The following is a 21,143-nucleotide window of genomic DNA, read 5'->3' on the forward strand; positions in this document are numbered from 1 at the left end:
CTGGCAATATAATCGCTAAATCGACCGCGCCTGTACTTCGTGGGCAAGCGCGCCAAGCCTTACAACAGCGTGGTCGATTCGGTCACTCCATGGGTTGCCACAGTTTATTCGCAGGCAAGATTCAAACTTGTTTGAGATAGAGAACATCAAGCCCGGTGCAACATTGATGTTCTCTGCCCTGGCAAGCTGATAGACCAGTGTGCCGGAAACTCCAGCCGGCAGTTGAACCCAAAGCACAAAGCCGCCTTGGGGCCGGCTTATGGCTGTACCTTCGGGAAATGATCGAGCAACCGCTGTACGCATTCGTTCCGTAGCTTGGCGATAATTCTGTCGCGCAAAACGCAGATAACGATCATAACCGCCCTGTTCAAGAAAATGCGCAACGGCCATTTGTGGGATAGAAGACGTCGCCAGATTCGAGAAATATTTGTGTTGCCTGGCGCTCGCCATATAACGCCCGGGCAACATCCAGCCCACTCTCAGTCCTGGCGAAATGGTTTTTGATACGGAGCTGCAATAAATTACATTACCTGTGTGGTCAAAGGCCTTCGCGGGTTTCGGTCTTTCACCGGAATGGTACAAGTCGCCATAAATGTCATCTTCAATCAACGGTACGCCCGCAACAGCAAGCATTAAAACCAGCTGTTGTTTGCGCTCATCCGACATTCTGGCGCCCATTGGATTGCTGTGATTACACACCACCACACAAGCTTTGACAGGCCACTGCTCCAGGGCCAACTCCAAACCCTCAAGACTGAGGCCTTCCGCGGTATGAGTAGGGATCTCCAGCGCTCTCAAACCAACAACTTCTAGCGCTTGAAGAATTCCGGGAAACGACGGTGACTCAACCGCGACGATGTCTCCGGGTTGGGTCACCGCCCTAAGACCAAGAATGATTGCTTCCTGCGCTCCGTTGGTAACGAGCACGTCCTCAGGAGTGATCGGCACGCCTATCGTCGCCATACGCTGAGCAATTTGTCGGCGTAATGGTTCCTTGCCAGGAAAAGCATATTCCAGTGTTTCAATGCCACGTCGCGCCGCCCAGAGTGCGCTTTGCTGAATCTGGCGAAAGGGCAGAAAATCCGCATGAGGAATGGCTCCAGAAAGGGGCACCATGCGTTTTTGCTCGTCAGCGCACAATTCCACGGTCATTTCCCGTGCATTAACAGGAACGGGACGGCTCCGATCGGTTTGCATGACGGGTTCCGGAGCATCCCACAGCGGCAAGCGTGCAAAGTAGCCGCTGCGCTCGCGAGCCTGAACATAACCGCGGGCCTCAAGCGTCTGGTGCGCGTGCAATATCGTCGAAACGCTGACGCCAAACTGCCGGCTTAGTGCCCTGACACCGGGCAGCCGATCGCCATCCCGAAAGACCCCATCCTGAACCTGAGCCTGAAGCCTGTCTGCTACCTCGTTATAAAGAGCGCCCATCCTGTTTGCCTCGTTAAACCAAAAAGATTATAGCCTTTAAGCAGACGTTGGCTTTATTTCAACAGACCGGCGGCAAAACAGAACATCACAGATGCCACTGAAAATTGCAGTACAGAAAACCGAAAATACAATCTGTACCGGTTCAAAACCAGGTTATCTGATTCTGTTTTGGAATTTGGTATGGGCGGAAAATAGCAATACCGTAACGAGAAGAAGGAATTTGATCATGGGTATAACCAACAATCCTGCGTTCAGCGCAAGTCAAAATAACCTTTTTGGTTTCAGGCCGCCATCTGTGAAACTTGCCGCAAAACATCCTGATCAAACCCGTAAGGATTTGGCAATACTAGGTCTATCTGTTTGCCAGTGCGAGTCAAAACACTGGATGGTAACGCATCGCGCTACCCTGCCCGAGCTGCACTTTTACAGTGAGTGGGAATTAACGCAGTTTGCCAACCACAAGGCACACCAATACGCCAATCAACCATTAACGGAGAACACATGACACGCTATCCCATTTATCAGGTAGACGCGTTTACCAGCGAAATTTTCAAAGGTAACCCGGCCGCGGTCATGCCCTTAAAGGCGTGGCTTCCCGACGGGGTTCTTCAGGCCCTTGCCGCCGAGAACAACTTGTCAGAAACGGCCTTTTTTGTTCCTGAGCCAGAGGCTAGTGAAGCAGACTTCCATATTCGCTGGTTCACGCCAGAAATCGAAGTTCCGCTGTGCGGTCACGCTACGCTGGCAAGCGCCTGGGTTATTTTTAACAAACTGGGTTGGACTTCAGACCAGATTCGCCTGCGCTCTAAAAGCGGTCCGCTTGGTGTGCACAAGCAATCCGACGGTTGGCTGGTTTTGGACTTCCCAAACCTTGCGGTTACCGAACAATCTACACCCAGCATCATACTTGAAGCTTTGGCGGATGCGCCGACTACGATTTTTTACGTCGCCAAAGACACCAACTACATGCTGGTGTTAGAAAATGAAGCTGCGGTAAAAGCAACACAACCCGACATGCAGAAAATTAAACAGCTTAAGAGTTTGGGGTTGATAGTCACCGCGCCCGGAACTGATTCGGACTTTGTTAGTCGTTACTTTGTGCCGTGCGCCGGTATTAACGAAGACCCTGTGACCGGTTCTATACACAGTGCGCTGGTACCGTATTGGGCAGAGAAATTGGGCAAGAAAGTTCTGGAAGCGCGTCAGCTGTCTGCACGTGGTGGTCTGCTGCGCTGCGAATTGAAGGGAGAACGGGTAGCCATTGCCGGCCAAGCGGCGTTTTACATGGAAGGCACCGTATACCTTCAATAGGGCTGGTATACTCTTTGCCCACATTTTTAGCGGCAGACGGTAATGACAACGCTTTCCAGTAACCAGAACGCCAGCAATCAGCACGCTAATGATCATCGCGGCAGCCATTACGATGTCGTCATCGTCGGTGCCGGCGCGGCCGGGCTGATGTGCGCCGCTACCGCTGGTTATCGCGGCCGTAAAGTGCTGGTACTGGACCATGCTAACAAGGCCGGCAAGAAAATTCTGATGAGCGGCGGCGGGCGTTGTAATTTTACTAATCTGAACAGCACCACCGCGAACTTTCTGTCAGACAATCCGCATTACTGCATTTCGGCGCTGAAACGCTACACCCCTCAGCATTTTCTGGAGCTGGTGGAACGGCACGGTGTGGAATACGAGGAAAAGACACCGGGCCAGTTATTCTGCCAACACAGTGCTAAAGACATTCTGAACATGCTGCTAACCGAATGTGAATGGGCCGGCGCTGAAGTGCGCCTGAAAACCGGCGTAACGCAGGTGGCCAGAACGCCCAAAGGTTATTGCCTGACGGCGGGTGGCGAAGCATTAACCTGTGAGTCTTTGGTCGTTGCCTGTGGCGGGCTGTCTATCCCCACCCTGGGGGCTTCCGGCTTCGGCTACGACCTGGCCCGCCAATTCGGGCTGGAAATACTACCCACCCGCGCCGGGTTGGTGCCCTTTACCCTACACCCCGAGCTGAAGATGACACTGGCGCCGTTGGCTGGTATCAGCTGCCCGGTAAGCGCGGAGTGCAATCATGAACAGTTCCAGGAACCGATGCTGGTTACCCATCGCGGTTTAAGTGGCCCCAGCATGCTGCAAATTTCCAGCTTCTGGCAGCCCGGTGACGAACTGTACATCAACCTGCTACCGCAGCAGCAGGTTGAGCAAGATCTGCTAAGCCTGCGCAAGCTCAAACCGCAAAGCACGCTCGAACACTATCTGAATGCGCACCTGCCAAAACGCTTCGCGCAAGCCTTCAATGAGCTGCAGCGCTGGGCCGGTCCGCTTCAAAGCTACCGCAACCCGGATATCGAACACATCAGCCGCACGCTGCAGCAGTGGACCATAAAGCCCGCAGGCACCGAAGGCTACCGCACTGCGGAGGTGACCCTGGGCGGCGTAGATACCCACCAGCTGTCCTCAAAAACCATGGCGGTTCTGGAACAGCCGGATTTGTACTTTATCGGTGAAGTGGTAGACGTAACTGGCCACCTGGGTGGCCATAACTTTCAGTGGGCCTGGGCATCGGGGGTGGCGGCCGGGCAGGCCGCATGAGTATGCAAAAACCGCAAACCGTAAAGCGGGGACAGGTTTCAGTGCAAGCCGGGGACAGATTTCAAATCTGTCCCCTAGTCCGTATTTTCTCAGCGCAGAATAACCAAAGGTTTTTTGGCGGATTTCAGCATGTTGGTGGTGGTACTACCGAGCAGGAACCTGCGGATTTTTGAGTGACCGTAGGCGCCCATCACCAGCAGGTCGATGTTGTGCTCGTCTTGGTACCGGTGCAGCACTGGCTCTACCTCACCACTGCGAATGGCCAGGGTTATTTCGGCGTCCAGCGGCGCCAGCATGGCCTCGGCTTTGCGCAATTGCACCATGGCCTCTGGGCTTTCCTCGCCCACCATCACCAAGTGCAGCGGCATGCCTCTCAAAACCTGGCTGGCGGCTAAGTGCTCTACTCCACGGAACGCGGTAGCACTGCCGTCAAAGGCCAACATCGAGCTTTTCGGCGCAGAAAAGTTGTTAGGCACTAGCAGAATTGGGCGACTCATGCTGCGAATGACCGTCTCCAGCTGACTGCCAATGTTCACATTGCGGTCGGAGCTGCCTTCGCCATAAAGGCCTATCACCAGCAAGCGCGTCTGTTCCTGAAGCGCCAGTAGGGATTCGGTCAGGTCGCCGTGGCGCTGACGCTTTTTGACATCACTAATGCCCGCCTGCTTCACTCGCTGCTCGGCGTTTTCCAGCATGTGATTGCCGTGCTCCAACGCGAGTTTAGAGCGTTTTCGATCCAGTTCGGCCAGTTCGTCCAGCAAATGCTCCCGGCTGCCAAGACCAATGTTGCCGGCTAGGTCCGGCTCTGACGGGTAGCGCTCTTCGTCCAGCACGTGCAGCAGGGTCAGCGGCGAGTCCATGTATTTGCTCGCCCAGGCAGCGTAGTCACACACCGCCGGCGCAGCGCGTGAACCGTCAATGCAGGCCACCACGTGCAAGGTGTCTTGCGGCGCGTTTTGCGGCATCTCTTGTGACGTTTTTTGCGACGTTTGTTGTGACGTTTGTTGTAAAGAGTGCTTGGCGTTCGGTGTGGTATTTTGCATATTAATGGCCTATCAGCTGGTCAACGCCTTCCGGCTTGTCGTGCACACCAAAGCGGTCAACGATGGTGGCACTGGCTTCGTTCATGCCAATAACTTCTACCTCGGCGCCTTCGCGGCGGAACTTGATAACAACCTTGTCTAGCGCTCCCACGGCGGTAATGTCCCAGAAGTGGGCGCGACTCACATCTACGACTACCTTATCGACCACTTCACGGAAGTCAAAGGCGGCTATAAACTTTTCCGACGAACTGAAGAATACTTGCCCGGTAACCTTGTAGGTACGGGTACTGTCGGCCTCGTTCAAAATACTGTCCACGCCCATGTAATGGCCAATTTTGTTGGCAAAGAACAGCGCAGCTAACAGCACACCGGCAAATACGCCCAGTGCCAGGTTGTGAGTGAACACCACCACCACCACCGTCACCAGCATCACGATGTTGGACGACAACGGATGGGTTTTCAGGTTGCGGATAGACTCCCAGGAGAAGGTGCCGATGGACACCATGATCATCACCGCTACCAACGCGGCCATGGGAATGCGCACTAGAAAGTCGTCCAGCACCAGAATCAACACCATCAGGAAAACACCTGCGGTAAGCGTTGACAGACGGCCACGGCCACCGGATTTGATATTAATGATCGACTGGCCAATCATCGCGCAGCCAGCCATACCACCGAGCAAACCAGAGCCAATATTGGCAATACCCTGCCCTTTACATTCACGGTTACGATCGCTTTCGGTATCGGTTAGGTCGTCCACGATGGTGGCGGTCATCATCGATTCCAGCAGGCCCACCGCCGCCAACGGTATGGCGTAAGGCAAAATAATCATCAGGGTTTCAAGATTCAGCGGCACATCTGGCCATAGGAAAATCGGCAGTGTATCCGGCAGGTCGCCCATATCACCGACGGTGCGCACGTCGATATCAAACAGGAACGCAACAACCGTCAGCCCCACAATGCAAACCAACGGCGACGGCAGCACCTTGCCCAGTTTCGGTATATAAGGAAACAAATAGATGATGCCCAGCCCAGCTGCCGTCAGCGCGTATACGTGCCAGGTAACGTTGGTCAGTTCCGGCAGCTGGGCCATGAAGATCAGGATAGCCAGGGCGTTGACAAAGCCGGTCACCACCGAGCGCGACACAAAACGCATTAGGCTGCCAAGCTTTAAGTAGCCGGCTACGAGCTGAATCAGACCGGTCAGCAAGGTAGCTGCCATCAGGTATTCCAGGCCGTGTTCTTTTACCAGGGTAACCATGAGCAGCGCCATGGCGCCAGTGGCCGCGGAGACCATGCCTGGCCGGCCGCCGACAAAGGCAATGATCACGGCGATGCAGAATGACGCGTACAGCCCTACTTTCGGGTCTACGCCGGCAATAATGGAAAAGGCAATGGCTTCGGGAATCAGCGCCAGCGCCACCACCACGCCAGCGAGTAAATCGCCGCGCACATTCGACAGCCATTGATGTTTAAGGGTGTTCACCATATCGGGTTCCGTTTTTACTTAAGAGTTACTTAAGAGTTTTTCAAGGGTTACTCAGGTCGAGTCATTGCGACAGCCGCTACGTCTACAACCGTCTGCGGTTGTGGTAATGGGTTGTAAGCGTAAAAATAGCTGTAAAAAGGCGATAGAGTTTAGCAGATTGTGTTGCCTGGCAAAAACCGCTGTGCAGGACCGTTATTACCATGGGCGACGTAACCGCTGATTTTTAGCCAGTAATCAACCCACTATCTATTTAGCCATTGCTTTGTGGCTGGTGGCCAGTTTACTGACGGCATTATTAAAGGCGCCTTAAACTTGAACGAGAAGCCGAGAATTGTGCGAAAAATACCGTTATAACGCGCTATTCATGTATTAAGTGGCAAAAACCCGTATATTTCCACGGTCTAAATATTTTACAAAGGATACCTTAATGCTGTTTGCAATCATTCTGGGTGGCCTGATTGGCTCAGCCTTTGGCGGCTTCGTCGGCTTCATTATTGGCGGCGCGATTGGTGGATTTTTACTGAACCGAATAAAAAGCCGGTTAATTGGGAAGCTGCAAAATATTCAAAGCGGTTTTGTTGAGTCTGTGTTTGCGGTCATGGGCGCGGTGTGCAAAGCCGACGGCGTGGTTTCACAAAATGAAATCGCCGTGGCGGAAGCTATGTTTACCCGCTTTCGCCTGAACGAAAGCCAAAAAACCAACGCCCGCGCCGCGTTCAACCGCGGCAAAGCAAGGGAGTTTGATCTGGACGCCGAACTGCAACGCTTTATGCGCGTCAGCGGCGGCCAGCCGGCTTTGTTGCAGATGTTTCTGCAAGTACAGGTATCTGCCGTAGCCGCCGATGGTGTGGTGCACCCGGCCGAGCACGACATGCTGGTTAAAATTGCCCGCGGCCTGGGGTTGCCAGAAAGCCAGGTTGACCAGCTGGAAGCCATGCTGCGTGGTGCCCATTATAGCCAGACGGGCGGCGGCCAGCGCTCCAGCGGCCAACAGACTGACGACGCTTACAAAGTGCTGGGCGTGTCGCCGCAAGACAGCGATGACAACATCAAAAAGGTGTACCGCAAGCTGATGAGCGAAAACCATCCGGACAAACTGGCCGGCCGCGGCTTACCGGAAAGCATGCGCGAGATGGCCGAAGAGCGCACCGGCGAAATCACCCATGCTTACGATGTAATCAAAAACGCCCGCAGTGCAAATGGGTAGTGAAATAGGTAGTGCAAACAGAGAGTGCAAACAAAGAGTGCAAACGGATGGCTCTAATGCTTACCTCGACTCCCGGGGACGGATTTCAAATCCGGCCCCTAACTCCGAGCTTGCCCCTTAGCTCAGAGCAACTTTTTCACTTTCTGCCCGGTTTGTTCGCCCAATACCAGCAGCGCCGGTGTTAGCAGCAGCGTAAGCAGGGTTGCGAACGTCAGTCCGCCGGCAATGGCGCTGGACATCTGGGTCCACCATTGGGTAGATGGCGCGTTTAGCCCTAGTGACGGCGTAATCAAATCCACGTTTATGCCCAGTACCATCGGCATCAGGCCCAGTACTGTGGTAATGGCAGTTAGCAACACCGGACGCAAGCGCAAACAGCCGGTTTCCAGTGCCGCTGCCGCCGGTTCCATGCCGTCGGCCCGCATCTGGTTGTAAGTATCAATCAGAATGATGTTGTTGTTCACCACAATACCGGCCAACGCAATGGTGCCCATACCCACCATCACAATGCCAAACGGCTGACTGTTCAGTAACAGGCCCAGCAGCACGCCGGCGGTGGACAACACAATGGCCGACAAAATCAGAAAGCTTTGGTACAGCGAGTTGAACTGGGTCACCAGAATCAGCAGCATCAGCCCTATGGCCACCATAAATGCGTTAATCAGGAAGTTGGCCGCTTGTTGCTGATCTTCACTTTCGCCACCTTCAAGCACGGTTATGCCGTCCGGCAACTCGGGCATAGTGGCGCGCAGCTCTCGCAGCGCCTCCTCCACCTGCCGGCCGGGTTGCAGATCAGCTTTGATGGTGATGGTACGGCGGCCATCCACCCGCACGATGTTGCCGGTTTTATCACCGGGTTCTAAACTGACAAACTGCGACAGCGGTACCTGGCCCCGTGAGGTGTTCAGGGTTTGCCGTTCCAGCTGATCCAGTTCACGCCAGTTGTTAGGCACGCGCACCACAATGTCCACTTCGTCACGCACGTCTTCAGGGCGGTAACTGGCCAGTACCAAGCCGTTGGTAACCAGCCGCACGGCGTTGCCGATGCTGGCCACGTCGGTACCGAAACGGGCAGCCGCTTCGCGATTCACCTCCAGGCGCCATTCAATGCCGTCAAGGCTGCGGTCGTCTTCGGTGTCGGCATACGCACCCTGCTCCAGCATTTGCGCACGAATCGCGCTGACCGCAGTTTCCAGCTTGTCGGGATTACTGCTGCTAACCAGTAACTCAATCGGTTTGCCACCGGCCGGGCCATCTTCCTGCTTACGAAACTCTAACTCCACACCCGGAATGTCTGCGGTGCGCTGGCGAAAATCCTCCAGAATAATATCGGCGGCACGCCGGGTGTACCAATCGTTGAACTGAAACTGCAACACACCAATAACGTCCGGCGCCATCTGCTGGCTGCCGCCGATCATCGAACGGCTGTACAAGGCACGTACTTCGGGCATGCCCTGTAAACGGCCGGCCACGGTCTGCACAATGGCGTCGCGCTCCCAGATGGACAAATCGCCGCGGGCGCGCACCTGAACCTGGGCCGACTCCGGTTCTACGCTGGGGAAAAATTCCACGCCGTGGTTTAAACGGCCATAAATGGCGTAAACCACGCCAATCACCAGAATCACCGCTAGTAGCGTCAGTCCGGGGCGGCGCAATATGGCAGCCAGGGTGTTGCGGTAGACGCCCATCAGGTGATTGTCTGTTTGCACCGCCCGCGCCCGGCGACCGCCGCCAATACCACCAAGCACCGGCAAAAACACCAGTGCCATCGCTAAAGACGCCAGCAGGCAGATAATCACCGTGATAGGCAAAAACTTCATGAATTCGCCGACTAAACCGGGCCAGAACAGCAAAGGCACAAACACTGCCAAGGTGGTCGCAGTGGATGCAATAATGGGCCAGGCCATGCGGCTGGCGGCTTCGCCCCAGGCGCTGTTAACGTTCAGGCCGTCCGACAGATTCCGGTCTGCCAGCTCCGATACCACAATGGCGCCGTCTACCAGCATGCCGGTCACCAGAATCAGGGAGAACAGCACAATAATGTTAAGGGTCATTCCTATAGACCAGATCACCAGAATTGCCGTCAGGAAGGCGCCCGGAATGGTCAGGCCGACTAAGATTGCCGCACGGGGGCCCATGGTCGCGATGATCACGATGGTAACCAGCACAATGGCGGTCAGCACGTTGTTCAGCAGGTCGATCAGCATATCCTGCACCTCGCCCGACTGGTCCATGATGTAACGGATATCCAGCTCGTCAGGCAGGCGTTCTTGCGCCGCCACGATCAATGCGCGCACCTGAGTACTGGTCGCGATGATATTGGCTCCGGAACGCTTGGACACTTCTAGCACCAGCGCCCGTTCACCGTTAATACGGGCAAAGCCCTGGGGGTCTTTGTAACTGCGCTGCAACATGGCCACATCACCAAAGGTGATCACCGTGTCGCCATCTACCTTGACCGGTATCGACATCACATCTTCGACGTTTTCAATCACGCCTGGCACTTTCAACGTCATCCGTCCGTTGCCGGTGTCAATAGAGCCAGCCGCCACCAGCTGATTGTTACGCGACACCAGTGTGCCTAACTGGTTGAAGTCCAAGCCGTAGCTTTCCAGCACCTGGGGATCGACCACAATTTCCAGCAGATCTTCGCGATCGCCGGCAATGTCGACTTCAAGAACTTCCGGAATGGCCTCGATGGCGTCTTTCAAGCCGCGGGCGATAGAGATCAGTTCACGCTCGGCCAGCGGCCCGGAGAGGCCAATGGACATCACCGGAAACAGTGCAATATTTACTTCATTCACCCGCGGCTCGTCGGCTTCCTCTGGCAGATTGCTGCGTGCCGTATCCACCTGTTCGCGTACGTCTTGCAGGGCTTTGTCGGCGTCGAAACCGGCGTCAAATTCCAGCATGACGGAAGCGTGGCCTTCGGAGGCGTTGCCGCGCATTTCCTTAACGCCTTCCAGCGAGCGCAACTCCTGCTCCATCGGCCGCACTAACAAACGCTCGGCGTCTTCCGGACTGACGCCTTCGAGGCTCATGGATACATAAATCATCGGAATGGCGATGTCAGGATTGGCTTCTTTGGGAATGGCCATGTAGGCGGCGTAACCGCCAACCACCAGAAATAGAAGTAACAGCAGCGTGGTGCGGCTGCGGTCTATGGCTGCAAATATAAGAGAGCGCATGGATTAGCCCTCGCCGTTGTTTGCGGCAACAGCGGTGACTTCCTCACCCACGCTGACAAATCCAGCGCCGCGGGTAATCAAGCGCAGGTTGTCCGGCAAACCATCGACCCAGGCACCATCGGTTTTCACGCTGAGCAGGCGAACCCGGGAAAACACCACTTTGTTGTCGTCGCTGACGTGTTTTACGCCAGGCTTACCGTTGTTATCCAACGCCAAAAATGCAGGCGACAGGTGGTGGGCGCTGACCTCTGGCAAGGCAATGGCCAGGTTGGCGCTGCCACCGGCGATGCGCCTTTGCTGCGGGTTGTCCACCTCCACTTCGATCGCAAAGCTGCGGGTACCAGTGTCGGCGGCGCTGGCGACAAACCGGATGCGTCCGTTTAATTCATCTCCATCCAGCAACCGCACACTAACCAACTGACCTTCGGCAACTTGGTGCACCGCCTGTTGGGGTATCTGGGCCGTGGCTTTTAGCCGGTCTACCTGAACCACGCGCATTAATGCCGAGCCTGGCTGTACCAGGTCGCCTGCGTCGATGGACTTCTGATTGACCACGCCATCAAAGGGCGCTTTGGGCGCTAAATCGGCAATTGCCTGATTGGCCATTTCCAGTTCGGCTTTGGCCTCCGCCAGTTCGCTTTCCAGGCCCAGCAACTCCGACTCAGACGCCAGATTGCGACTGCGCAAACTCTGGGCCGCGTTCAAATCCGCGTTCAGTTTGCGCACCCGTGCCAGCCAGCGACTGCGTTCAGCGCTGCGGCCGTCGTCGGTGAGGGTGAGTAATGTTTGCCCCTGGCTGACGGTGTCACCCAGTTCCACTGCCAGTGATTTCACCGTTGAGGACACCCGTGCCGACACCATAACGGATCGCCACGGTAAGACCTGCCCTTGTACCAACAATTCGGGATGATAATTAAGAGCGTTCAGGGTTGTGACCTCTACCCGGCTCCACTCAGTGTTCTGCTTTACCGATAGTTCCGGCGCTTTGGTTTCTGTCTGTTTGATTTCGCCGCTGGCCATCCAGACTAGCAACGCCAAAATTAACAATACAGACAGGCCGACAGAACTCCATTTGAATTTTTTCATACTGCTCTCATTGAAAAAACCGGTTGTTGCGAACACGACTGAAAAAACGGGTTGCCACGCGCATAAAAATCAGGTTAGATTCTACACACGTTGGATAAATGAATTTCAAAGAGACACGTATTAAATGAACTTTAACGTTGTGGTTGTCCTAGTGAAGCTAGTCCTGGTGGTGATGGTATCCCCCGGGGGCTTTTGCGTGGATACACAGTTGAGGCGAGATTTCTAAACCGACACTGCAAACACCAAAGCCCCCGGCACCGAAAGGTCCCGGGGGCTTTTTTTTGGCCTTTTTGGAAACACTTGAAACGGTAAACCAACACTCAAAAGGACTCAGACCATGAACGGCGCGCAACACATACTTCAGGCTTTCCAGCAGCACAGTATTACTACGGTATTTGGCTACCCTGGCGGTTGCATCATGCCGCTATACGATGCTCTGGTGGGTGATGCGAGTGTGGAACATGTGCTGTGTCGCCATGAGCAAGGCTGCGCCCTGGCCGCTGACGGCTACGCCCGCGCAAGCGGCAACTTGGGCGTGTGCATTGCCACGTCCGGCCCGGGCGCTACCAACCTGATTACCGGAGTGGCTAATGCGTTTCAGGATTCGGTGCCGCTGCTGGTCATCACCGGCCAGGTGCCTTCGGAGCTGATTGGCACCGATGCGTTTCAAGAGACCGATGTACTGGGCATGACTTTGGGCATTGTTAAGCACAGCTATCTGGTGGATGACGCCGACAGCCTGCCCGACATTCTTATTGAAGCGATTGCATTGGCGCAAAGCGGTCGGCCAGGACCGGTATGGATCGATATTCCCAAAGATATTCTGCTGACTCAGGTAAACCCGGAAGCAGCTGATCAGAAGGAACGCGAGGGTTGTGACAGCGCAGAGCCACGAACTGATTCGGCCACACATAACGGCGCTATTGATAAAGGCATCAACGAGACTCTGCGGCTGCTGCGCGCGGCCCGTAAGCCATTATTGTACAGCGGCGGGGGCATTACGTTAGCCAGCGCTGAGGACAGCTTTCGCGAGTTTGCTGAACAATCTGCCCTGCCCGGTGTTGTCACTCTAAAAGGCATTGGTAATCCGGGCCGGCACAACCCAAACCACTTGGGCATGCTCGGCATGCACGGCTGTCGTGCCGCCAATCGCGCTGTAGACGAGTGTGATCTGCTTCTGGTGTTCGGCGCCCGCCTGGACGACCGCGCGACCGGCAAGCCGGAAACCTTTGCTCCCAACGCAAAGATTATTCACATCGATGCCGACAGCGCCGAGTTTCATAAGATCAAAGCGGCGGTATTAACCATCAGTGCCGATCTTAATGACGTATTGCACGCTCTTACCTGCGGGGTGAAAGCGCAGCCGCTGAATATCGAAGCCTGGCAGAAGCAATGCCGCACGTGGCTCACTACCGGTGGATTTCAGGCGGCAGATAACGAGGAAGCCCTGGCCCCCATTACCGGCCCGGCGTTTGTACGCCAGCTGTCTCGCATTGCCAGTGACGACACGATTATTTCCTGCGACGTAGGCCAGCACCAGATGTGGGTAGCCCAGTATTACCAGTTCAACCATCCGCGCCAGCACCTGACCAGCGGCGGTCTGGGCACCATGGGCTTCGGCCTGCCCGCTGCCATTGGTGCACAGTTCGCCCAGCGCGACGCCACAATCATAAACGTGACCGGTGACGGTTCGTTCATGATGAACGCCCAGGAGCTGGCGACTATTCGCCGTTATCGCCTGCCGCTGAAAATAATCATTCTGGATAACCAGTGCCTGGGCATGGTGCGCCAGCAGCAGGAGCTGTTTTACGAAAACCGCGAAAGCCACATAAACCTGGACGACAACCCGGACTTTGTCGCTATGGCGCGGGCCTTTGATATTCCAGCGTTGCACATCAACCGCACCGATCAGGTTCGCCGTAGCATTGAGACTATTTTGGCTTATAAGGGCCCGATGCTGTTGCACGTGGCCATTGCTCGCGAGGAGAACGTTTGGCCGACGGTAAAACCCGGCGGTAGCAACCGCGAGATGATTGAAAACACCAAATCAGCGAAGAAGAAAACCGAGGAGAGTGCAGCATGAATCAGGTCATCCCATCCAGCACGACCACGTCCAACCGGCATGTTTTGCATTGTCGTATGCAGTCGGAGCCCGCTGGCCTTGAACGCCTGTGCCGCGTGGTGCGGGTTCGGGGTTTTCGGATTGCCGGTATGTCGGTTGAGAGCAGCGGGGAGCATTTTGATATTGCTCTGACTCTGGAGGGTAGCCGGTCGATTTCTATGCTTCAATCGCAGTTGTTGAAGCTGCATACGGTGGGTGAGGTTGTTCTGGGTGCTCAGCAGGCTCGTTCTGTTGCGTGAGCATTTACACTCGGTAGCCTTTTGATTTGGTGGCGGGTACCCCCCGCCTCGCTGCTCTCCCCCATGTCAAAACACAGAAGGAAGAACCACCAAAAGTCAGATCAACTCAATAGCCACTGCCGTGGCCTCACCACCGCCGATGCACAGTGCCGCAACGCCGCGTTTCAGGCCTTTTTGCTTCAATGCGTTAATCAGAGTGACCAAGATTCTTGAGCCGGAGGAGCCAATGGGGTGGCCGAGGGCGCAGGCGCCGCCGTACACGTTTACTTTATTGGCATCCAGGCCCAGTTCGTTGATGGCCAAAAGGGAGACCACCGCGAAGGCTTCGTTGATTTCGTAAAGGTCTACGTCGTCTTTGCCCCAGCCGGCTTTTTTCAGGACTTTGTCGATGGCGCCGATGGGGGCCAGGGTGAACTCAGCGGGTAACTGGGCGTGGGTGGCGTGGGCAATGATTTTTGCCTGTGGGTGCAGGCCACGAGCTTTGGCTTCTTTTGCAGAAGCCAGCACCAGTGCTGAGGCGCCGTCGCTGATGGAGCTGGCATTGGCAGCGGTTACCGTTCCGTCTTTCTTGAACGCGGGTTTCAGCGTGGGGATCTTGTCCGGGCGGGCATTGCCGGGCTGCTCGTCGGTATCTACCACTGTGTCGCCACCACGACCGGCGATGCTGACCGCGCAGATTTCGGGCGCGAACCAGCCGTTATCGATGGCTGCGTTAGCACGGTTAAGGGACTCGATGGCAAAGTTATCCATTTGCTCACGGGTGATTTTGTAGTCATCGGCGCTTTTTTGTGCAAACACGCCCATCAGGCCTCCTTCGTAGGCGTCTTCCAGGCCGTCGAGGAACATGCTGTCCATCACCTGGCCATGGCCCATGCGCATTCCGCCGCGGGCTTTGGGCAAAATGTAAGGTGCCTGGCTCATGTTTTCCATGCCACCAGCAATCATGATGTTGTTGGTGCCGGCTTTGATCTGATCGTGGGCGATCATGACCGCCTGCATGCCCGATCCACACATTTTGTTAACGGTGGTGCAGCCGGAGCTGTCTGGTATGCCGGCGCCGCGGGAGGCCTGGCGCGCGGGTGCCTGGCCTAAGCCGGCCGGTAATACGCAACCCATGATGACTTCATCAATGTCAGCAGGCTTCAGGCCCGAACGCTCGATAGCGGCTTTTATCGCAACCGCGCCCAACTGTGGCGAAGGTACGCTGCTTAGCGAGCCCATCATGCCGCCCATGGGCGTGCGGGCGGCGCCGGCTATTACTACAAAATGATCATTAGAGGTGTCAGTCATCGTTGCTTGTCCCCGTTTTATTGAAAGGTTTAGTTGTTATTGGCAATCGTTAATCAGGCGCGCCCGAAAATTGAGCGAGCAATAATTTCCTTCATAATTTCCGACGTACCGCCGTAAATGCGCTGCACGCGGGCATCAGCAAAGGCCCGTGAAATCGGGTACTCACTGGTATAGCCGTAACCGCCAAACAATTGCAGGCAGCCATCCGTCACCCGGCACTGCATTTCAGTCGCGCTGTATTTGGCCATAGAGGCCGTCGCAGCATCCAGAGTGCCGGCGACGTATTCGTTGATGCACTGATCTACAAAAGCCTTGTTGATGCGGTATTCGGTTTCCATGCGGGCCATTTCGAAACGGGTGTTCTGCAACTGGGCCAACTTCTGGCCAAAAAGCACCCGCTCCTGACAGTAAGCAACGGTCAGGTCCAGCGCACCGCGGGCAGCCGCAACGCCCAACGCACCAATCACCAGGCGTTCACGCGCCAGTTCCTGCATCAAATAAACAAAGCCTTTGCCGGCCTCGCCCAATAACGCCGACGCCGGCACCCGCATATCCGCAAAGAACAACTCGGAGGTATCACCGGCATGCTGGCCAATCTTGTCCAGATTGCGACCAACGCCATAACCTTCCAGCGTGGTGTCCACCAGAAACAGGCTGACGCCCTTGGCACCGGCGGAAGGATCGGTTTTGGCGGCCACGATCACCATATCCGCGTGCTGGCCATTGGTAATGAACGTTTTGGAGCCGTTCAGAATGTAGTCGTCACCCTCTTTTACGGCACTGGTGCGCATCGCCTGCAAATCACTGCCAGCGCCGGGTTCGGTCATGGCGATGGCGCCCACGGCTTCACCGGAAACCATTTTTGGTAGCCACTGCTGTTTTTGCTCGTCGTTGCCCAAGTGGCTCAGGTAAGGCGCGACAATATCGGAGTGCACCATCACATTGGTGGACAGCGCACCAAAACCCATCCGCGCCAGCTCCTCACCCACCACCACCGAATACTGAAAGGGTGCGCCGCAACCGCCACAGTCCTCGGGCACGTCTACGCACAGCATGCCGGCATCGCCCAGAGTGTTCCAAAGCTTGCGCGGGGCAATGCCGTCTTTTTCCCACTGCTCGTAGTGGGGTTTGATTTCTTTTTCCAGTGCCTTGATTACCGACCCACGGAATAACGTCAATTCTTCTTGATCGACAGTCGCAGTCATACCAACTCCTGCTTGTGATAAATTGCTGAAGGGCCGCTTATCTCGGGGCCATACGCAAAGCGCTATCAAGACGGATGACTTCGCCATTCAGCACCGGGTTACGCACCATCTGGTCTACCATCATGCCAAACTCTTCCGGCTTACCCAGGCGTTTGGGAAACAGCAAAGTTGCCGCCAGGCTGTCTTGTACTTCCTGCGGCATGCCGGCAATCATGGGCGTCATAAACAACCCAGGGGCAATGGTGTTCACCCGAATACCCTCACGCGCCAGCTCACGGGCAGCCTGCAGAGTTAAGGCAACAACGCCGCCCTTGGACGCACTGTAGGCCGCCTGACCAACCTGTCCTTCATAGGCTGCAATAGACGCAGTGTTGATGATAACGCCCCGTTCACCGTCGGCATTGGGTTCACGCTGGGCCATTTCCGCCGCTGCCAGTCGCAGAATGTTAAAAGTTCCGATCAGATTGACTTGCACCACCTTACTGAAATTTTCCAGTGGCAGCACACCCTCGCGCCCTAGAATTTTACCAGCGGTGGCGACGCCTGCGCAGTTTACGGCAACGCCACAAAAACCATGCGCTTCGTTGGCTTTGGCGAAAGCCGCTTCGGCACTTGCGGCGGAACTGACGTCGCACTCAACAAAGATCCCCCCCAACTCTTTTGCAACGGCTTCACCGCGTTCCTTCTGCAAATCGAAGATCGCTACCTTGCAACCAGCTGCCGCCAGCGCCCGCGCTGCGCCTTCGCCAAGGCCAGATGCGCCGCCTGTCACAATGGCTGCTACGTTCTGAAATTCCATCGGATACTCCCGTTGCTGTGGATAACAATACAATCAAATGCTTTACGTTTACGTAAACTTTAACTAACCTGACAAAAAAAGGAAACACTCAATGGCTGCAAAGAAAACATACAGCATCAGCGAACTGGCTCAGGAGTTTGACGTAACGACCCGTAGCGTTCGCTTTTACGAAGATCAGGGCTTGCTAAAGCCCAGCCGTAAGGGCCAAACCCGCATCTTCAGTTCCAAAGACCGGGTGCGGCTGAAATTAATCCTGCGCGGTAAACGCATGGGACTGTCGCTGGCCGAGACCAAAGAGTTGTTTGACCTGTGGGACGAAACCAACAGTGGTAATGAAAAACAGCTGTTGCTGATGCTGCAAACTATAAAACGCCGCCGTGAGGCACTCGCTCAGCAGAAAGAAGACATCGCGATCGTTGAGATGGAAATGGAAAACGCCGAGGCCCGCTGTCTCGAAGCATTGAGCGAACTGCAAATAAAAAAGCAGACGGCAACACAGCACTAACGACCCAACAACAAGGTGACCATCATGAAATCGCAATACTCGGAACTGAACTTCGGCCTTGGCGAAACCCTGGACATGCTGCGTGAGCAAATCAACGGTTTCGCCACCCGCGAAATTGCACCGCGTGCGGCGGACATTGACCGGTCCAACGAGTTCCCCATGGATTTGTGGAAGAAGTTTGGCGACATGGGCCTGCTCGGCATCACCGTCGACGAAGCCTACGGCGGTTCCGGCATGGGCTACCTGGCCCACGTAATTGCGATGGAAGAAATCAGCCGCGCCTCCGCATCGGTAGGTTTGTCTTACGGCGCTCACTCTAATTTGTGTGTGAACCAGATTCACAGCAACGGCACCGAAGAGCAGAAACAGCAATATCTACCCAAGCTGCTCAGCGGCGAACACATAGGCGCTTTGGCCATGTCTGAACCCAACTCTGGTTCCGACGTCATCTCCATGAAACTGAGCGCCAAAGACGCCGGTGACCACTACGTGCTGAACGGCAATAAAATGTGGATCACCAACGGCCCTGACGCCCACGTTTACGTGATCTACGCCAAAACTGACGTGAAAGCCGGCTCGAAAGGCATCACCGCCTTCATCGTAGAACGCGACGCGCCTGGCTTCAGTCGCCACCAGAAACTCGACAAGCTGGGCATGCGCGGCTCCAACACCTGCGAACTGGTGTTTCAAGATTGCCAAGTACCCAAAGAAAACATCCTTGGCCAACTCGGTGGCGGTGCCCGAGTACTGATGAGCGGCCTCGACTACGAACGCCTGGTACTCGCAGGTGGCCCGTTGGGCATTATGCAAGCCGCCATGGACGTGGTTGTGCCCTACATCCGCGAACGCAAACAGTTCGGCCAGGCGATCGGCGAATTCGAACTGGTACAAGGCAAAGTGGCCGACATGTACACCTACATGAACACTGCCAAATCCTATGTCTACATGGTCGCCCAGTCTGCCGACCGCGGTGAAACCACCCGCAAAGACGCCGCCGGTGCAATCCTCTACTCCGCCGAAATGGGGACAAAACTGGCCCTGGACGCGATCCAGCTGCTGGGCGGCAACGGCTACGTCAACGACTACCCCACCGGCCGCCTGCTGCGCGACGCCAAGCTTTACGAAATCGGTGCTGGCACGTCGGAAATACGGCGCATGTTGATTGGACGAGAGCTGTTTCTGAATAAATAGCGGCAATAGGGACAGATTTAAAACCTGTCCCTGCGGTAAGGGCGATGGGGACAGATTTCAAATCTGTCCCCGCGGTAGAAGTTCGCCCGGCAACCAATCTACAACTGCACCGAAACCCGATGCACGGAAACCAAGGCTATGACAATACTCCAAAGCAAAATCAACTCCAGATCTGAAGAATTTCAGGCCAAACACCAATCCATGGCCGACGCCGTAGCCGACCTGCGGGAAAAAGTTGCCACTATCCAGCAAGGCGGCGGCCCCAGCTACCAGGAACGCCACATTGCCCGTGGCAAATTGCTGCCCCGGGAACGTATTAACCGCTTGCTGGACGACGGCTCGCCGTTCCTCGAAATCGGCCAGTTCGCTGCCTATGACGTCTATGAAGACAACATACCCGCCGCCGGTCTGATTGCCGGTATCGGCCGCGTTAACGGCACCGAATGCATGATCATCGCGAACGACGCCACCGTAAAAGGCGGCACCTACTACCCGCTGACCGTTAAGAAACACCTGCGGGCCCAGGAAATCGCCCTAGCCAACCGCCTGCCCTGCATCTACCTGGTAGACTCCGGCGGCGCCTACCTGCCGCGCCAGGATGAAGTATTCCCTGATCGTGATCACTTCGGCCGCATATTTTACAACCAGGCCCGCATGTCCGCCGAAGACATCCCACAGATTGCCGTGGTGATGGGTTTGTGCACCGCCGGCGGCGCTTACGTTCCGGCCATGGCAGACGAATCCATCATCGTGCGCAACCAGGGCACCATCTTTCTGGCCGGCCCGCCACTGGTCAAAGCCGCCACCGGTGAAGTGGTCAGCGCCGAAGATCTGGGCGGTGCCGACGTACACTGCAAAGTGTCCGGTGTGGCCGACCATTACGCCGAAAACGACGCCCACGCCTTAGACATCGCGCGCCGCTGCGTGTCTAACCTCAACCGCCGTAAACCCGCAGACGTGCAAATTCGCAAACCCAAGGCGCCCCTGTTCGACGCCAGCGAAATTTACGGCATTGTCGGCACCGACCTGCGCAAACAGTTTGACGTGCGCGACGTCATCGCCCGCGTTGTCGACGGTTCAGAATTCGACGAATTCAAACGCTATTACGGTCAGACCCTGGTCACCGGCTTTGCCCATGTGCACGGCTATCCGGTAGGCATTATTGCCAACAACGGCATACTGTTCAGCGAATCCGCCCAAAAAGGCGCGCACTTCATAGAGCTTTGCTGCCAGCGCAATATTCCGCTGCTGTTCCTGCAAAATGTGACCGGCTTTATGGTGGGCCAGAAGCACGAGGCCGAAGGCATTGCCAAACACGGCGCCAAAATGGTGATGGCCGTCGCCTGCGCCAACGTGCCAAAAATTACCGTACTGATCGGCGGCAGCTTCGGCGCAGGAAACTACGGCATGTGCGGCCGCGCCTACAGCCCTGATTTCCTGTGGATGTGGCCTAACGCCCGCATTTCCGTAATGGGTGGCGAACAGGCTGCCGGTGTACTCGCACAGGTTCGCCGCGACGGCATGGAACGCAATGGCGAAACCTGGAGCCAGGACGACGAAGCCGCCTTTAAACAACCCATTATTGACACCTACGAACACCAGGGCCACCCCTACTTCGCCAGTGCCCGCCTGTGGGACGACGGCGTGATAGATCCAGCCCAAACCCGCGAAGTATTGGCTCTTAGTCTATCAGCCACACTCAACCGCCCCGCCCAGCCAACACGCTTCGGCGTGTTCCGCATGTAACGGGGAAATGACC

Annotated in this window: 17 protein-coding genes; 9 read left to right on the forward strand and 8 right to left on the reverse strand. The window is 55.8% G+C overall.

The window, feature by feature from the left end; all coding sequences use genetic code 11:
• Positions 1-15: 15 nt before the first annotated feature.
• Complete coding sequence (locus MRBBS_RS12305; RefSeq protein WP_014871848.1) at positions 16-1,431, reverse strand: PLP-dependent aminotransferase family protein; 1,416 nt, start codon at positions 1,429-1,431, stop codon at positions 16-18.
• A 91-nt stretch (positions 1,432-1,522) separates the two neighbouring features.
• Here MRBBS_RS12305 and MRBBS_RS12310 point away from each other — a divergent pair, with 91 nt between their 5' ends.
• Genes MRBBS_RS12310 through MRBBS_RS12320 form a run of 3 tightly spaced genes read left to right on the forward strand, consistent with a single transcriptional unit; the run spans position 1,523 to position 4,020 of the window.
• Positions 1,523-1,936, forward strand: coding sequence for a hypothetical protein (locus MRBBS_RS12310; protein WP_041635281.1), 414 nt, complete (start codon positions 1,523-1,525; stop codon positions 1,934-1,936).
• Positions 1,933-2,742 (forward strand): PhzF family phenazine biosynthesis protein, encoded by an 810-nt coding sequence (locus MRBBS_RS12315; RefSeq protein WP_014871851.1) that lies wholly within the window; start codon positions 1,933-1,935, stop codon positions 2,740-2,742. Before MRBBS_RS12310 ends, MRBBS_RS12315 begins: the two co-directional genes overlap by 4 nt.
• A 42-nt stretch (positions 2,743-2,784) precedes the next feature.
• Positions 2,785-4,020: an NAD(P)/FAD-dependent oxidoreductase gene (locus MRBBS_RS12320; protein ID WP_014871852.1), complete on the forward strand. Its 1,236-nt coding sequence runs from the start codon at positions 2,785-2,787 to the stop codon at positions 4,018-4,020.
• A gap of 89 nt (positions 4,021-4,109) precedes the next feature.
• Here MRBBS_RS12320 and MRBBS_RS12325 read toward each other — a convergent pair whose 3' ends face one another.
• Together MRBBS_RS12325 and MRBBS_RS12330 are read right to left on the reverse strand one after the other, a co-directional pair.
• Complete coding sequence (locus MRBBS_RS12325) at positions 4,110-5,063, reverse strand: universal stress protein (protein WP_014871853.1); 954 nt, start codon at positions 5,061-5,063, stop codon at positions 4,110-4,112.
• A gap of 1 nt (position 5,064) precedes the next feature.
• The gene (locus tag MRBBS_RS12330; protein WP_014871854.1) at positions 5,065-6,552 is read right to left on the reverse strand and encodes a SulP family inorganic anion transporter; all 1,488 of its coding nucleotides are present in this window, start codon (positions 6,550-6,552) and stop codon (positions 5,065-5,067) included.
• 427 nt (positions 6,553-6,979) lie between these two features.
• Here MRBBS_RS12330 and djlA point away from each other — a divergent pair, with 427 nt between their 5' ends.
• A complete protein-coding gene (gene djlA, locus MRBBS_RS12335; RefSeq protein WP_014871855.1) occupies positions 6,980-7,759 on the forward strand; it encodes a co-chaperone DjlA in 780 nt (259 codons plus the stop codon).
• A 122-nt stretch (positions 7,760-7,881) separates the two neighbouring features.
• On the opposite strand, the gene MRBBS_RS12340 is transcribed toward djlA, so the two are convergent.
• A complete protein-coding gene (locus tag MRBBS_RS12340; RefSeq protein WP_014871856.1) occupies positions 7,882-10,947 on the reverse strand; it encodes an efflux RND transporter permease subunit in 3,066 nt (1,021 codons plus the stop codon).
• Positions 10,948-10,950: 3 nt separating this feature from the next.
• On the reverse strand, positions 10,951-12,033 hold the full coding sequence (locus MRBBS_RS12345) for an efflux RND transporter periplasmic adaptor subunit (RefSeq protein ID WP_014871857.1): 1,083 nt from the start codon (positions 12,031-12,033) through the stop codon (positions 10,951-10,953).
• Between the two features lie 337 nt (positions 12,034-12,370).
• On the opposite strand from MRBBS_RS12345, the gene ilvG reads away from it, so the two are divergent.
• Positions 12,371-14,116: an acetolactate synthase 2 catalytic subunit gene (ilvG, locus tag MRBBS_RS12350; RefSeq protein ID WP_014871858.1), complete on the forward strand. Its 1,746-nt coding sequence runs from the start codon at positions 12,371-12,373 to the stop codon at positions 14,114-14,116.
• Positions 14,113-14,394, forward strand: coding sequence for an ACT domain-containing protein (locus MRBBS_RS12355; RefSeq protein ID WP_014871859.1), 282 nt, complete (start codon positions 14,113-14,115; stop codon positions 14,392-14,394). The genes ilvG and MRBBS_RS12355 overlap by 4 nt, the downstream gene beginning before the upstream one ends.
• 96 nt (positions 14,395-14,490) lie before the next feature.
• Here the strand turns inward: MRBBS_RS12355 and MRBBS_RS12360 are convergent, their stop codons facing one another.
• From MRBBS_RS12360 to MRBBS_RS12370, 3 genes are read right to left on the reverse strand one after another with little or no spacing between them, the layout of a single operon-like run.
• Positions 14,491-15,684 (reverse strand): acetyl-CoA C-acyltransferase, encoded by a 1,194-nt coding sequence (locus MRBBS_RS12360; RefSeq protein ID WP_014871860.1) that lies wholly within the window; start codon positions 15,682-15,684, stop codon positions 14,491-14,493.
• A 53-nt stretch (positions 15,685-15,737) separates the two neighbouring features.
• Complete coding sequence (locus MRBBS_RS12365; RefSeq protein WP_014871861.1) at positions 15,738-16,889, reverse strand: acyl-CoA dehydrogenase family protein; 1,152 nt, start codon at positions 16,887-16,889, stop codon at positions 15,738-15,740.
• Positions 16,890-16,926: 37 nt separating this feature from the next.
• Entirely contained in the window at positions 16,927-17,688 is a 762-nt protein-coding gene (locus MRBBS_RS12370) for an SDR family NAD(P)-dependent oxidoreductase (protein ID WP_014871862.1), read from the reverse strand.
• A 91-nt stretch (positions 17,689-17,779) separates the two neighbouring features.
• Between MRBBS_RS12370 and MRBBS_RS12375 the strand changes: the two genes are divergently transcribed.
• The 3 genes from MRBBS_RS12375 to MRBBS_RS12385 all read left to right on the forward strand — a co-directional run bounded on the left by MRBBS_RS12375 (position 17,780) and on the right by MRBBS_RS12385 (position 21,130).
• Positions 17,780-18,193 (forward strand): MerR family transcriptional regulator, encoded by a 414-nt coding sequence (locus MRBBS_RS12375; protein ID WP_014871863.1) that lies wholly within the window; start codon positions 17,780-17,782, stop codon positions 18,191-18,193.
• 24 nt (positions 18,194-18,217) lie between these two features.
• Positions 18,218-19,384, forward strand: coding sequence for an isovaleryl-CoA dehydrogenase (locus MRBBS_RS12380; protein WP_014871864.1), 1,167 nt, complete (start codon positions 18,218-18,220; stop codon positions 19,382-19,384).
• 138 nt (positions 19,385-19,522) lie between these two features.
• Positions 19,523-21,130, forward strand: a complete 1,608-nt coding sequence (locus tag MRBBS_RS12385) for a carboxyl transferase domain-containing protein (RefSeq protein WP_014871865.1) — start codon at positions 19,523-19,525, stop codon at positions 21,128-21,130.
• The last annotated feature ends 13 nt before the right edge of the window (positions 21,131-21,143 follow it).

This window comes from Marinobacter sp. BSs20148 (assembly GCF_000283275.1).
Classification (GTDB): Bacteria; Pseudomonadota; Gammaproteobacteria; order Pseudomonadales; family Oleiphilaceae; genus Marinobacter; species Marinobacter psychrophilus.